General features: G+C 52.3%; 14 protein-coding genes and 3 tRNA genes. 7 read left to right on the top strand and 10 right to left on the bottom strand.

The features are described 5' to 3' along the window. The 4 genes from J7M22_05805 to J7M22_05820 all read left to right on the top strand — a co-directional run. Positions 1-979 (top strand): hypothetical protein (locus J7M22_05805; GenBank protein ID MCD6506124.1); only part of this gene is annotated, 979 nt, incomplete at its 5' end. 300 nt (positions 980-1,279) lie between these two features. Next, a complete protein-coding gene (locus J7M22_05810; protein MCD6506125.1) occupies positions 1,280-2,851 on the top strand; it encodes an FMN-binding glutamate synthase family protein in 1,572 nt (523 codons plus the stop codon). A gap of 87 nt (positions 2,852-2,938) precedes the next feature. Then, the gene (locus J7M22_05815) at positions 2,939-4,201 is read left to right on the top strand and encodes a GAF domain-containing protein (GenBank protein MCD6506126.1); all 1,263 of its coding nucleotides are present in this window, start codon (positions 2,939-2,941) and stop codon (positions 4,199-4,201) included. After that, positions 4,194-5,621: a sigma-54-dependent Fis family transcriptional regulator gene (locus tag J7M22_05820; GenBank protein ID MCD6506127.1), complete on the top strand. Its 1,428-nt coding sequence runs from the start codon at positions 4,194-4,196 to the stop codon at positions 5,619-5,621. Before J7M22_05815 ends, J7M22_05820 begins: the two co-directional genes overlap by 8 nt. On the opposite strand, the gene J7M22_05825 is transcribed toward J7M22_05820, so the two are convergent. From J7M22_05825 to J7M22_05840, 4 genes are all read right to left on the bottom strand, one after another. Continuing rightward, positions 5,614-6,966: a SpoIIE family protein phosphatase gene (locus tag J7M22_05825; GenBank protein MCD6506128.1), complete on the bottom strand. Its 1,353-nt coding sequence runs from the start codon at positions 6,964-6,966 to the stop codon at positions 5,614-5,616. The genes J7M22_05820 and J7M22_05825 overlap by 8 nt on opposite strands. Before the next feature lie 3 nt (positions 6,967-6,969). Then, complete coding sequence (locus tag J7M22_05830) at positions 6,970-7,422, bottom strand: ATP-binding protein (protein MCD6506129.1); 453 nt, start codon at positions 7,420-7,422, stop codon at positions 6,970-6,972. Positions 7,423-7,502: 80 nt separating this feature from the next. Next, positions 7,503-7,799 carry an STAS domain-containing protein gene (locus tag J7M22_05835; GenBank protein ID MCD6506130.1) on the bottom strand — a complete coding sequence of 99 codons (297 nt, stop codon included), beginning with the start codon at positions 7,797-7,799 and terminating at the stop codon, positions 7,503-7,505. Positions 7,800-7,907: 108 nt separating this feature from the next. Continuing rightward, positions 7,908-8,249 (bottom strand): STAS domain-containing protein, encoded by a 342-nt coding sequence (locus tag J7M22_05840; GenBank protein MCD6506131.1) that lies wholly within the window; start codon positions 8,247-8,249, stop codon positions 7,908-7,910. Positions 8,250-8,359: 110 nt separating this feature from the next. On the opposite strand from J7M22_05840, the gene J7M22_05845 reads away from it, so the two are divergent. From J7M22_05845 to J7M22_05855, 3 genes are all read left to right on the top strand, one after another. Then, positions 8,360-8,448 (top strand) — tRNA-Ser (locus J7M22_05845). Positions 8,449-8,457: 9 nt separating this feature from the next. Then, a tRNA-Ser gene (locus tag J7M22_05850) sits at positions 8,458-8,547 on the top strand. Positions 8,548-8,570: 23 nt separating this feature from the next. After that, positions 8,571-8,646, top strand: a tRNA-Arg gene (locus J7M22_05855). Positions 8,647-8,745: 99 nt separating this feature from the next. On the opposite strand, the gene J7M22_05860 is transcribed toward J7M22_05855, so the two are convergent. The 6 genes from J7M22_05860 to J7M22_05885 form a co-directional block, all read right to left on the bottom strand. Then, entirely contained in the window at positions 8,746-9,720 is a 975-nt protein-coding gene (locus J7M22_05860; protein MCD6506132.1) for a D-glycerate dehydrogenase, read from the bottom strand. 69 nt (positions 9,721-9,789) lie between these two features. Then, the gene (locus J7M22_05865; protein MCD6506133.1) at positions 9,790-11,199 is read right to left on the bottom strand and encodes an FAD-binding oxidoreductase; all 1,410 of its coding nucleotides are present in this window, start codon (positions 11,197-11,199) and stop codon (positions 9,790-9,792) included. Beyond that, positions 11,189-12,208: an electron transfer flavoprotein subunit alpha/FixB family protein gene (locus J7M22_05870; GenBank protein ID MCD6506134.1), complete on the bottom strand. Its 1,020-nt coding sequence runs from the start codon at positions 12,206-12,208 to the stop codon at positions 11,189-11,191. Before J7M22_05870 ends, J7M22_05865 begins: the two co-directional genes overlap by 11 nt. Next, positions 12,205-12,999, bottom strand: coding sequence for an electron transfer flavoprotein subunit beta/FixA family protein (locus J7M22_05875; GenBank protein MCD6506135.1), 795 nt, complete (start codon positions 12,997-12,999; stop codon positions 12,205-12,207). Before J7M22_05875 ends, J7M22_05870 begins: the two co-directional genes overlap by 4 nt. Before the next feature lie 85 nt (positions 13,000-13,084). After that, positions 13,085-13,981: a sugar phosphate isomerase/epimerase gene (locus J7M22_05880; protein ID MCD6506136.1), complete on the bottom strand. Its 897-nt coding sequence runs from the start codon at positions 13,979-13,981 to the stop codon at positions 13,085-13,087. 2 nt (positions 13,982-13,983) lie between these two features. Beyond that, the coding region (locus tag J7M22_05885) for a Uma2 family endonuclease (GenBank protein ID MCD6506137.1) at positions 13,984-14,661 on the bottom strand (678 nt) is incomplete at its 5' end.

A 14,661-nucleotide genomic window follows, 5' to 3' on the forward strand; every position in this document is an offset into this window, starting at 1 on the left:
CCATCGGCCCTGTCTGACGGTCTTGGATGGCAGATCGCTGATGCTTTTGTATCTCTCCGCACATGATGGGAGAGATTCAACCAATTGGGGGGTGAGCTTGCTGGATTTGGATGACAGAGGGATTAAGCTCCACGACATGGTCTTTGATGGAGCGAAAGGGATAAAGAAGGGGATAGAGGAGTCCCAGCTGGAGGTTATGGTAAGCAGAGATCTGTTCCACCTTCTAAGAGACGGTCTAGAGGTGGAAAGATCGCTTGAGAGAGAGGCCTACAGCAGGATCAAGATGGCGATGCAGCTTGAGAAGGAAGGAGATGAGAAGAAGGTGACGGTGGCGTTGAGAAAGGAGCAAGAGGCGATAGAGAGATATGATTTGTTTTTGTGGCTTAGAAGGGAGATACGGAGTGCACTGGAGCCATGGAAGGGAGATTACTCCCTCAACAGTGCAGAGGAGGCGGGTGAGGTCTTGGAGGCGGCAGCAGAGTTGATGGATGAGATGGGGGATGGTCAAATCAGATGGTATGCAGGTAGGTTGCGTCGTTATCAAGAGGAATTGCTCCGCCCATTGAGGAGACTACATGAGGAGCTATCCCCCTATAGAGAGGGATTGGATGAGGAGTGGGAGAAGCTGATCATCTGGGCTTATGTGCATAGGGAGGAGCTAGGGATAAAAGCAGGGGAAGGTTTCCCAAAGCATCTTGAGGAGGTCGTCAAAGGGTATTGGAGGGTGTTGGATGGATTTCATCGAACAACATCCCTTGTGGAGAGTCTCAACAGTTGGTTAAGGGCGCATATAGTGGTGCATAGAGGGATGCCTGGATGGCTTGCGCCGCTGTTACAACTTTATTGGAATCATCACATCTTTCCTAGGGGGAAGAGGAGAGGAAGGAGCCCGGTGCAGATAGCAGGGTGTAATGAAGTTATGAGATGGTCTGAGGTGTTAGACAGGCTGGTGGGTCAGGAGAAGGCCAAAGCAGCTTGATGCTTTGGGGATGATGAGAGGATAAGAATATTGTAACCTTCAGCCTTGGAGGAAGGTGATATGGGGTTTTGTCGATCTGATAAAAGTGTTACCTTAATTCCTGGGGGATATGAACCATCCCTCACCATTGATTGAGTCAAGAGGATATGGGTGATTATATTTAATCAAGTTGCTTAAATTTCGTCACCAGCTTGTTCTCCTATCCGTCGGAATCTCCTGTCAAATCTGGAGTTGGCGATATGGTATGCTTTTTGCTCAGCAATTTTTTGTCTAACCCAAATTTAGTCGCAGGAGGCGAGTATGAGCTTTAGCAGACCGAATGCGAGCGCTGCAACTGGGACGAGAAATAGAGCCTGGGATTATGCTCCCTACTCGGGGATATGTTCGGTTTGCCTGGACGGATGTCCGGGATTGTGTGAGGTTGGCAGGTCAGCTATCAGGGGGCGCGAGGTGATTTACCCTCAGCCTTTTGGCAAGGTCACCGCTGGAGCAGTCAAGGATTATCCGGTTGACTACTCTCATCTGAACATCCAGGGCACGTGCGTTGGAGCGGTGGGTATCGAGGCCGATCCCGACAAGGCTATCTTTCCGGCCGTCAGCGTTGAAACGGAGATCTGCTCTAAGAACAAGGTCAAGATGAGGCTGCCCGTTTTCACAGGTGCGCTTGGATCAACCGAGATCGCCAGAACCAACTGGGTTGATATGGCGATAGGTGCTGCCATAAGCGGGATCAGTATAGTGATCGGCGAAAACGTCTGTGGGATGGACCCCAACGCTGAAATCAAGAACGGACGGGTAGTTAAATCTCCTGAGCTTGAGAGAAGGATCAACACGTACAAGGAATGGCAGGAAGATTATGGTATGATCACCGTACAGGCTAATGTTGAGGACACGAGGCTGGGCGTTCCGGAATTGGCCATAGAGCTTGGCGCTGATGCTATAGAACTTAAATGGGGCCAGGGGGCAAAGGATATCGGCGGAGAGGTTAAGTTAAACACCCTTGAAAGAGCATTGCAGCTCAAAAGCAGAGGTTACATCGTCGTGCCCGATCCAGAGGACCCTGCTGTTCAGAGGGCCTTTAAGAATGGCGATTTCAAGGAGTTTGAAAGGCACTCAAGGCTGGGCATGGTGGAGGAGGAGAGCTTCTGCAGAGAGGTCGAACGTCTCCGCAACCTCGGTGCCCCGCGGGTGACACTTAAAACAGGCGCTTATAGACCTGCTGATCTGGCCAGAGCGATCAAATATGCCTCCGAAGCCGGTGTAGATCTTGTCACAATAGATGGAGCTGGCGGTGGAACCGGAATGAGCCCTTGGAGGATGATGAACGAATGGGGCATCCCGACCATATATCTTCAAGCGATGGCCTATGAAATGGCTGAGAAGCTTGAATCTAAAGGGAGATATGTTCCGGATATGGCCATAGCGGGCGGCTTTTCCCTTGAGGATCATATCTTCAAGGCGATCGCTCTAGGGGCACCTTACTTTAAGGCCGTTTGTATGGGACGAGCGATGATGATCCCTGCCATGGTGGGCAGAAACATCGCCCAATGGATAAAAGAGGACAAACTACCTAAAGATATCAAACAGTACGGCGATACGATCGAGCAGATATTCATAGGCGCCTACGAGCTGAGGAAAAAGTACGGTGACAAGTACGATGAGATAACCCCTGGTGCCATCGCCGTATACAACTATTGTCAGAGGTTGGAGATCGGGTTGAAACAGCTTATGGCAGGCGCCAGAAAATTTGCCCTCTGCCATATCAGCCGGAGCGATCTTGTGGCCCTCACAAGGGAAGCGGCTGAGGTTACCGGTATTCCCTATATCATGGAGTCCGATATGGATCTGGTTGAGAAGATACTGGAGAGCTGACAGCTTCTGGAAGTGTTACCTTAATTTCCCGGCAGGATGAACCGTAGTCTCCTCGATGGAAGGAGATGGGGAAATAAGGAGAGGAAGATGAAAGATTTCGGAGAGAGGCTTTCCGCCCTCTATGAGATCAGCAAATCGCTACAAAGCCTCCAGCTTGAGGAAGTTTTGAGACTCGTGTTGGATGGGGTGACGAGTGTAATAGGATTTGACAGGGCGCGGTTGTATTTGATTGATGAGGAGGAGAGGAGCCTCAGGTGCAGGATGGCAATCGGATTGGAACCTGAAAGGGCGAGGAAGATCGTTCTTCCTCTTAGAAGGGGAAGCAGCATCGTGGCTCGTGCCGTATTGGATCAAAAACCCTATGTGGTTAAAGATGCTCTGAGCGATCCCAGGGTTAATTACGATCTGGTCAGAAGGCTTGGGATAAAATCGTTTGTGGCCGTTCCGATGATAGGCAGAAAAAGGGTGGTGGGCGTCGTAAGCGCGGATAACCTCCATTCCGAAAGGGAGATAACGGAGGAGGATTTCAAGCTGCTGGTCACCTTCGTCAACCAGGCGGGCGTCGCGATAGAAAACGCTGAGATGTATGAGGAGCTGAAGGAGCTCAACAGGACGCTCGAAAAACGTATAAACGATGCGATGAAGGAGCTCGAGGAGAACCAGAGACAGCTCATGCAATCCGAAAAACTAGCCGCTCTGGGACAGATAGCGGCCGGGATGGCTCACGAGCTCAGAAATCCCCTTACAAGCATTAAGATCCTCCTATACTCCCTTATAGAGGAGTTCAATATCAGCGAGAAACGACCTGAGGATGTGGAGGTCATAAAGGGCGAGATCGGGAAGATGGAGGAATTGATAAGGAGGTTCCTCGATTTCGCCAGACCCTCCTCGCCCGTCCTGGAAAGAGTAAACGTGAACGAGGTGATCGAAGGTGTGATCTCCCTGTTTGGCTATCAGATGAAGGAGAACGATATCGTCCTGAGGATGAACCTGTCGCCGGACGCGGAGATCATGGCCGACAAGGATCACCTGCGCCAGCTTTTCCTCAACCTCATCCTCAACGCCATACAGGCTATGCCCCAAGGAGGAGAGCTGCGGATTAAAACCAGGATATCGGACGGGGTGTTGATAGCGACCATCAGGGATACAGGGGGAGGGATACCGAAATCTATCATGGATAGGATCTTCGAACCTTTTTTCACGACCAAGGAGGAAGGCATAGGGTTGGGGCTCTCGATAGTTGATCGAATTGTAAAAGAACATAACGGCAGGATAGAGGTCCAAAGCGCTCCTGGAAAGGGAACCGAATTCAAAGTTTATCTGCGGATAGGTGGTGGGGTGGATGGCTAGGATATTGATAGTGGATGATGATGCCAGCGTGAGGTACTCGCTGAAAAGGCTCTTCTCAACGAAGGGGGATCATGATGTGGAGACGGCCAGATCCGCGGAGGAGTGTCTCACGAAACTGGAGGAGTTCGGCCCCGATGTGGTGATAATGGACATCAGGATGCCGGGGATGACGGGGCTTGAGGCGCTTTCCAGGATCAAAGAGATCGATCCTAAGCTCCCCGTCATCATCGCCACCGCCTACGGCACAACCGACACGGCGATCGAGGCGGTTAAACGGGGCGCCTACGATTATATACTTAAACCCTTCGACGTCTCTTCGCTTCAGACCCTCGTGGATAAGGCGGTGGAGGCCAGCAGGATGATGCACAGCTATGTTGGACTCCAGGGCGAGAGGTTTGAGGCGGGTGAGGTGCTGATCGGGAACTCTCCCTCGATGCAGGAGGTCTACAAGCTCATAGGACAGGTGGCACCGACCGACGCGACCGTACTCATCCGGGGGGAAAGCGGCACCGGAAAAGAGCTGGTCGCCCGGGCCATATACACCCACAGTAACCGTGCCGATAAACCCTTCCTCCCCGTCAACTGCGCCGCCATACCCGATGATCTTCTGGAGAGCGAGCTCTTCGGCCATGAGAGGGGAGCTTTCACCAGCGCCTATACCCGTAAGATCGGCAAGTTCGAACAATGTGACGGTGGAACCATATTCCTCGACGAGATAGGGGATATGTCGCTTAAAACCCAGGCGAAGATCCTCAGGGTTATACAGGACGGCGAGATGCAGAGGCTAGGAGGAAACGAGAGGATCAAGGTGGACGTCAGAATTATAGCGGCGACCAACAAAAATCTGAAACATCTCATAGCTCAGGGACGATTCCGTGAGGATCTGTACTACAGGCTGAACGTAGTGACGATAAGGATTCCACCGCTGCGGGAGCGAAAGGAGGATATACCGCTCCTGGCGCGGTACTTCCTCGAAAAGGATGCAAAGCAGATGGGAAAACCGATAATGAGTATATCCGAGGAGGCGATGGAGAAGTTGATGGCACACGACTGGCCCGGAAACGTCAGGGAGCTTGAAAACGTCATAAAAAGGGCTGTGGTGATCTCGAGAGAACCTATCATAACAGCGGAGGATGTGATCATAGAGCCGATACCCATCAAAAGGAGCCTGTCCGACGAGGAGATGGACGCGCTTCTGGACGAGGTGTTTGAAAGGGCGATCGATCTGGAGGGAGAGGAGAGCCTGATGGGATGGCTGGAACGGGAGATGATCGTCAGGGCGCTTCAGAGGACAGGGGGAAATCAGTCCAAAGCTGCTAAGCTCTTGGGCATGAACCGCAACACCCTCCGCAGCAAGATGAAATCATATGGCATATCGATCTCCTTCACGCCCGCCCTTCCTGACGATTCGGTCAGGTGATCCTCATGACTATCAAGGTCAGATCGTCCTGTTGTGGCATTCCCTCCGAAAACCGTTTCACCTCATCGTAAATCCTCTGTAGCAGTTGCATCGCCGAAAGCCTCTCCCCATCTATGATAATCTGCTTGAGCCTCTCCTCGCCGAACATCTCGCCGGAGGAATTGGATGCCTCCGTTATCCCGTCCGTATACATCACCATGACGTCGCCCTTGTATAGCTTAACCCTGTCCTCCTCATACTCCATGTTTTCGAACATTCCGACCAGCGTTCCCCCGACCTCCAGAAACCTCATCTCCCCGGTGCGGTAGTTATATAGAATGGGCGGGTTATGAGCGCCGTTCACATAATCCATCGTCAGGTCCTGAACGTCCAGGACTCCGTAGAACAGAGTGAGGAATTTCTCGGGGGAGGTATCGCGGTAGAGGGTGTTGTTAACCCTGAAGAAGATCTCCGATAGCGAGTGTGATCCCTCCTCAGCCTGGGTTCTAAGGGCCATTCTGGCGGTGGCCATCAGCAGGGCGGCGGAGACGTCTTTCCCCGACACATCGCCGATGGCGATACCTATTCTTCCGTCTGACAGAGGGATGAAGTCGTAATAATCGCCCCCCACCTGCGTGGAGGGTTCGCTTTTGGCCGCTATCTCGACGCCGGGTATCCTGGGTGGCTCCTCCGGCCAGAACCTCTCCTGGATCTTTCGAGCAAAGAGCAACTCGTGTTCAAGCCTCTGTTTCTCCAGAACTGCCTGGTGCAATCTCGCCCTTTCGATCACTATGGCGGCCTGATGGGCGAGGGTTTCCAGAAGGCTTATGTCGTCCTCGCTGTAGCACAATCCGTCGTTTCGGTTGATGACCTCGACCACGCCGATCACCTCGTCCCTCAGCTTGATCGGGGTGCAGAGGATGGATTTGGTTTTGAAACCGGTGATCTCATCCAGGTCGGGATAGAATCTGGAGTCCTTCTCCACGTCGGAGACGAGAAGGGATCTTCCGTTTTGAGCCACCCATCCGGCTATTCCCTCTCCCTTGGGCACTCTCACACCGATGAGCTTATCTTTAATGGGGCCGGTTGCCACCTTGACGATCAGATCACCTGTGGATTCATCGCTCATCATGAGCGATCCCGCCTCTGCCTGCATCACTATCTGAGCCGATTCCATCACCGCTGCCAGCAGCTCATCCATATCGAAGGTGGAATTTAAGAGCGGCATCACCTCGATTATCATACCGAGCTTATAGCTTCTCTCGACCAGCCTTGTGAGGTTTTCCTCAAGCTCTGTCGTCCATTTTTCAAGGCGTTTCAGCCGTTTTTTTAGCTCCTGTACGTCTTCCTCCTTTATATCCTCCACGGCTCACCTCTTATCCGATATATCTGAGTTAATCTTATAGAAGATCACCCTTGCATCCGTTCCGCCCATCGGATTTGATGAAAAGCAGAAATAATCGGAGAGCATCTCCACGATGTAAATCCCATGTCCCCTCTCGCTGTACGGTGAGGCCTGCTTCCGTCTTATACGCGGAAGGCTTTTCAGAAATTGATGTGAACTCTCTCCTCTACCTTCATCTCTGACTAGAATATCTAAGGCTGAATCTCTAATGGAGATGATGACCCAGACCGGCGAGTTGAGATCAGAACCATGCTCCATAGCATTATTGCAAAGTTCATCTACCACCAGCTCGATATCTTCGATCTTTGGCGATTGAAATCCTATTCTTCGTGCCAGGCTTTTGATGAAGGCTCTAAGGGCACAGATGAAGGCGACATTATTAGGCAGTTTGATCTCTATCTGTCCCTCCTTGACCATAGACATCCCCGCCTATATGTCGGCGGCCGGCGAGACGCCGACCGCCTATCGATAATGGGGTATTTTTGATGGCGGGAAGATCAGAAGCTATTGACAGCGGATTCCTCGGAATCGAAGATCTCCAGTACCTTAGAGGCACCCAGGAGATCGAAGGTTTTACGGATCTTATCCTTCAGTCCGCACACCTTCAGATCTCCTCCTTTCCTCCTCGCCTGTTTAGCGATACCAACCAACATCCCGACCGCCGTGCTGTTTACGTAATTCACCTTGCTGAGATCTACCACCAGTTTATAGTTTTTGGAGCCTATCAGGTCTTTAAGCTCCTTCTCAAGGTCGGCGGCCCCGTAGTTGTCGAGATCCTGGGTGACTTTGATCACTTGAACGCCGGATCTCTCTTGGATTGTGATTCCCTGAGCAGGAATTGGCTCCACCTCCCTTCAGCCTACAGGGTAGCGCAGAGTAACCTGCGGGTGTTAAAAACACCTTTAGCCGTAGCTCGCTATCGCTTCCTCCTCCTTATCGAAGATTTGCAGGATCTTTGAGGCCCCGATGAGGTCGAAGGTTCTCCTTATGTGATCCTTCAGCCCGCACAGCTTCAGGTCCCCTCCATTTTCCCTTGCGAGATGCTGCAGGGTAACCAGGGCTCCTATTATCGTGCTGTTTATATGATCTATATTCTGGAAATTGACCACCAGTTTGCTGCTTCCTTTTTTGAGCAATGTTCTTATTTCGTTCTTTACGGACAACACGGAGAACCTATCGAGCTCACCTATCAGGTCGACGATTATAACCTTGCCGACCTCACGTATTTTGAACACCTCGTCCATATACGCTCCCCCCTCCCTGACTGTTTTGCCTTAAGTTTATCATAGGGGTGAGAGATTTGTCAACGTTGACAAGGGCGTGAGATTTTGATAAAATATAGTTTGCTATATGCGGTGGGATGGCCGAGTGGTTTAAGGCGGCAGCCTTGAAAGCTGCTGTGGCGTAATGCCACCGTGGGTTCGAATCCTACTCCCACCGCCATGAAATGGTGGAGAGGTGCGAGAGCGGCCGAATCGGGCAGCCTGCTAAGCTGTTGCGCGGGTAACCGCGCCGTGGGTTCGAATCCCACCCTCTCCGCCATATCTTCCCCCCCGCTCAAGCGAGCGCCCATAGCTCAGTGGATAGAGCATCTGACTACGGATCAGATGGTCGGGGGTTCGAATCCTCCTGGGCGCTCCACCTCCACCTGCTGACGAGATAGACGTCCGAGTACTGACAGCGCGTGGTTCAGATGGAAATGGCGGAGGGGACAGGCTTAAAGGCCTATCCCCTGCGGATTTATCCCAGCACCTCTGGATTAACGATTGTGGGAGGCCGTTTCCCCTCAAAGAAGGCGATGATATTCTCGGCAGCGAGAGTTGCCATTCTAGTTCTGGTCTCAACGGATGCGCTGGCGATATGAGGGGTGAGGACGACGTTATCAAGTTCAGCAAGCCCTGGGCTCAGTTCGGGTTCGTTTTCATAGACATCCAGCCCCGCTCCGGCGATCTCTCCTTTCCTCAACGTTTCCACCAACGCCCTTTCATCAACGACGGGTCCCCTTGAGGTGTTTATGAGGTATGCCGTCTTCTTCATGAGCTTCAATTCCCTCTCACCGATAAGATGCCTGGTTGACGGCATAAGGGGAACATGTAGGGTTACGAAATCCGATTCCCTAAGCAGCTCATCCAGTTCTACCTTCTTCGCCCCCACCTCCTTCTCGATCTCCTCATTGCGGACCACATCTGTGTAAAGCACCCTCATGTTAAACCCCCTGGCGCGTTTGGCGACGGCGGAGCCGATTCTCCCGACTCCTACCACCCCCAGGGTCTTGCCGTATACATCACCGCCCAGGAACATCATCGGCCCCCAGCCTTTGAACTTCCCAGCACGTGTGAACTTGTCCGCCTCGGCAACTCTCCTGGCCACGGCAAACATAAGCGCCCAAGCCATATCGGCTGTGGTTTCAGTTAGAACACCCGGCGTGTTCGTCACGGCTATCTTCCTTTTCGTCGCGGCATCCACATCGATATTGTCATATCCCACAGCATAGTTGGCGATTATCTTCAGATTCCCACCGGCCGCATCCATCACCTCGGCATCTACCTTATCCGTCAAAAGGGGTAACAGTGCATCAATCCCCTTGACCTTTTCCATGAGAACCTCTCTCGGTATCGCTCTATCCTCAGGATAGATCTCGACATCGAACCTCTCCTCAAGCATATCTATGGCGGGCTGAGGGAGCCTTCTGGTGACATATACCTTCCTTCTCATCTCGACCTCCTTGCCAGGCTTGATCTTTAAGGTGATTATAGCACTGATAGAGCGGAAGGGTCAAGCGGGTTAAAACAGCTTGCCCGGGTTCAAGATACCGTTTGGGTCAAAGCTCTGTTTTACCCTTCGCATAAGCTCGATCTCCCTTCGCTTTGTCTCTGAAAGGATCTTCTTCTTCAGAAAGCCGATCCCGTGTTCACCGCTCGCTGCTCCGCCGAGCCGGCAGGCGATTATCGCCAGTTCATCCAAAATCTTCTCCATTATACCCTGCCATCTCTCCGGCGACATTCCTTCCGGCTTCATCGGCGCCGGATGGAGGTTCCCATCCCCCACGTGGGCAGCACATGGTATTCTAACATTGTATCTCTCAGACACCTTCCTTATTTCATCCATCATCCTCGGTATCTGTGAAGTGGGGACGACTATATCCCCTGTACTGGAGTATGGGTCAAAGGCCCTAATTCCTTCCAACCAATTCCTTCTCACCCTCCAGATCATCTCTGAGGTGAAGGGGTTATCGGCGACGAACACCTCTAAAGCGCCTTCATCCAGACACATTTTCCCCGCCTTCTCATAGATGTCCGCCAGCTCCTCCTTGCCCCTACCGTCGAACTGGATGATCAGATATGCCTCGGCTTTCTCCTGGAAAGGCAGGCTTGTGTCGAGATATTCTGTAGTCAGTTCGACGGAAAGCCTATCGATGAACTCGACGGAAGTAGGTAAAACCTTGCTCTCAGTTATCACCTTCGGGACGGTATAGATGGCCTCCTGAACGGATCCGAACGGCACAAGCAGGTCTACGGTTTTCCCAGGCTGCGGTATGAGATTAAGATAAGCTTTGGTAAATACGCCTAGGGTCCCCTCCGAGCCGACGAGGAACTTGACGAAGTTGTAACCGCTAGAGTCCTTCCTCCTCTTGCCGCCGAACTGAACGATCTCGCCTGTCGGCAGGACCACCTCTAATCCTAGGACGTGATGGCCGGTATTGCCGTATTTTATGACCTTGCTTCCTCCGGCGTTCGTGGCGATATTTCCGCCTATAAAGCTTGTCTCAACGCTCATCGGATATCCGGCGTAGAAGAGACCCTCCTCAGCTACCTTCCTACACAGATCGTTCGTGATGACACCCGGCTCCACGACCGCGACGAGGTTTACTTTATCTATCTCCAGGACCCTGTTCATCCTCTCAAGTGAGAGGACAACGCCTCCATATATCGGCACGCATGCCCCCGCAAGGCCGCTCCCCGCTCCTCTGGGGGTAACAGGGATGCGTTCTCTATTAGCGAGTTTTATCACTTCAGCGATCTCCTCGGCAGCGGCCGGTTTTACCACCACCTCCGGCATGTGAAAGTAGAATTTCCCCGCCTCATCATGGGAGTAACCTTCAAGTTTCTCTTTCTCCTCGTATATGACGTTCCTCTCGCCGCAGATCTCCCTCAGCTCCTTCACGATCTCAGGCGTGACCTTCTTATACCTCATCTTCCATCCCCCCTTTAATTGCTTTCAATTTCTCTATGAGAACAGGAAGCACCTCGAACAGATCACCCACTATGCCGAAATCGACCACTTTAAAGATGTTGGCGTCCGGATCCTTATTTATGGCGACGATGACCTCCGATGAGGACATACCCGCTAGGTGCTGAACAGCTCCAGATATGCCGACAGCCATATAGAGTTTGGGACTGACCGTCTTACCGCTGAGGCCGATCTGATGTGAGTACGGTATCCAACCCATATCCACCGCCATCCTTGATGCTCCCACGGAGCCTCCCAGGATTTGAGCGAGTTCGAATAGTAATTGAAAGTTCCTGCTATCTTTCAGCCCCTTTCCTCCGGAGATCACGATATCAGCGTCCTGAATGGGAGATTCAGATGTCTCATCCCTTATAAACCCCACCCGCTTCACCCTCGATCGAAGGAAATCCCCGTCGAACTCCTTGAGGATAAGTTCGCCCTTTCTTGAAGTATCCCTCGGGAGAGGTCTCTTCGATTTGGGTCTGACGGTGGACATGGCCGGTTTATGATTTGGGGTTTTGATCGTGGCCATCACGTTTCCGCCGATCGCCGGCCTCGTCTGCAATAGTAGCCGCTTTTCGGGTTCTATATCAAGCTCTGTGCAGTCCGCCGTAAGTCCTATCGATAACTTCGCCGCCAGAACGGGCATGATCGTCCTGCCCATCGTGGTAGCAGAGGCGATAAACACCTCAGGTTTATACTCCTTAACGAGCGAAACCAGGATCCTCGAGTACGGATCGACGGAGAAGTTTTCCAACTCAGGATAATCGACGAGATAGACCCTATCAGCCCCCCTATATATGAGCTCCTGGACCTTTCCCCTAAGGCCATGGCCTAAGATGACAGCGGACAGCTCCACATCGAGTTTATCAGCAAGATCCCTGCCCCACGCCAGCAGCTCGTAGGAGACAGGATGGATCTCCCCTTCTCTTTGCTCTCCTAAGGTCCAAACGCCTCTGAATTCCTCCATCATATGATCTCCCTCTCTCTAAGGAATTGGATAAGCCTATCCACGGCTGCGTCCACATCTTCGGCCGAGATGATCTCCCCATTTCTCGCTATCTTCGGATAGAAGATCTTAACGACCCTCGTGGGAGATCCTCTAAGACCGACCCTTTCCTCATCAGCACCTATATCCTCAAGGGACAGGATGGGTATCTCAGCATTCCTCGCCTTAATTTTTCCGTTTAACGTTGGTATCCTCGGCTCGTTTATCTCCTTCACCACGCTGAGAAGAGCGGGTAAGGGCGCCTCCACGATCTCATGTCCACCCTCTATCGCCCTTTGAACCCTGATCCTTCTATCCTCTATCTCCTCTATCCTGCTCACGTAGGTCAGTATAGGAATATCGAGCATCGCTCCAACTCCGGGGCCAACTTGGCCTGTCTCCCCGTCCGTTGCTCTCTCACCCGTAAAAATGATATCGAAACCGCCAAGCTTTTTAATAGTTGATGAGAGAGCATAGGCGGTAGCGAGGGTATCCGAACCGGCAAGTTTCCTATCCGAGATGAGATAACCGCCATCACATCCCATCGAAATGGCATCTCTGATGGCATCAACGGCCATAGCGGGTCCCATCGAGATGACGGTGATCTCGGCTTCACCTTGTAGTCTCTCCTTCGTCCTGATGGCCTCCTCAACTGCATAGAGATCCAACGGGTTAATCACAGCTTCCATCTCCGTCCTGATCATCGTGCCCGTCCTTTCATCCATCTTAACCTTATCAGTGGCAGGAACCTGCTTCACGAGAACGGCTAGCCTCATTGAGCGCCTCCCAATGCTAAAATGCAAGGAGCGGGCATGGCTTCGAGAAGGAAATCTTCAGTAGCCATGCCCGCCCCATATCCTGTCAGATCATCGCCCAGGCCTGTATGAGAACCCTCTTGGCATTGGCTATGACGAGATCGGGATCTTCGCCCTCCATGGGTTTGACTTCGAAACTCACTATCGGCGGATCATCCGTGTTGAGGAAACCCACGTCCAGGAGAGCATCGAGATACTCGGCCACGTCCTCGACGTCGTTCTCGCCGATTCCGAAACGCGGATGTTGATCGCCATATGCCGGATGATTCGGATCGAGCACGCAGTTGCCTACATGGGCATGGACAAGGTAGTCCTTGACCAGCCACACGCTTTCAGTCGGCGTCTCGTTGAGAAGCGGCATATGTGATAGATCCACCATCAGTCCGAAGTTGGCCCGGTTGACCCTCCTTGCGAACTCAGCCGCCAGTTCGGACGGGCCGATGAGGGCCTTCTTATCCACCTCTCTGTCGAACGTCTCAAGCGTTATGCCCATTCCCTTCTCGGCAGCGTAGTCGCATAGCTCCTGAGTTGTTTTCACCAGGGCCTCAACGGCCGCATCGCGTTGCTCATCGCCCGGGTCTTTGCCGCTGAGGAATGCCATCCGCTTTGCTCCCATCTCATATGCCATATCAATTTGTCCCTTTAGGACCTCAACCGCCTTCCGCCGCTCCTCCTCATCCAGAGAGTTAGGGTTAAGCGGAATGGTCAGGACAGCGGGCTGAGCGCCATATCCGACTGTCATGCCGCTTGTCTCGATCATCTCCCTGACCTGCTTCCTCACCTCGGGGTCCTTCATCCATGTAATCTCGATCGCCGTGAAGAACTCATCCTCGGCGATCTTCTTGACGGTCTCGGCGATCGGACCTTCACCCTTGATCGTCTCGGGAAAGGCCATGAAATGGATCAACCCGACCTTCATGTAGGCATGGATCGGCTCTCTCATTTTTACTTCCTCCTTTCATCTCCTTTTGTGTTCCCCTCAGATTTTCCCTCGATCTCCTCCAGCGCATCCAGCGCCTTAGGTATATCTTCCGGATCGGCCAGGAGCCAATCCGTCTTAACCCAGAAGCCATCTATCACATCTGAGATGAGGATTCCACCTTCAATTCTCATCTCCCTGAACCTCCCATCGCTGCCCAGTCGGAAAGCTCTCACCTCCCCATGCGGTCGATCTATCAACCAGAGCTCTCTCACCCCCGCGCTTTCATATTTGACCTGTTTCCTTATCACATCCGGTCGAGATTCGCCTGGGGAGATTATCTCAACCACCAGATCAGGAGAGCCTTTAATCTCCTTCTCGCCAATGATCTGTCTCCTATCGGCTCTGATGAACAGAATATCCGGCATCAATCCGGTGTATGGGTCGATTCGGATTAAGCTTCGTGAGCCTAAAACTATACCAAGGTTGTGTCTCTCAGCGTAGAGGCTGAGCAAGTTATAGAGAAAATGAAAGGTCATCTCATGATCGAATCTAGCGGCCATGTCAAACACCACCATTCCGTCGATGAGCTCCGCCTGTGCGTCCTCATCGAAGAGCTTGAGGAACTCATCCACCGTGATGGGATGATCTGCACACTGCACATCCGCCTCGATCTTGAAAATCTGAAGCGATGAGCTCATCCG

It is taken from the genome of Candidatus Poribacteria bacterium (genome assembly GCA_021162805.1).
Taxonomy (GTDB): Bacteria; Poribacteria; WGA-4E; order B28-G17; family B28-G17; genus JAGGXZ01.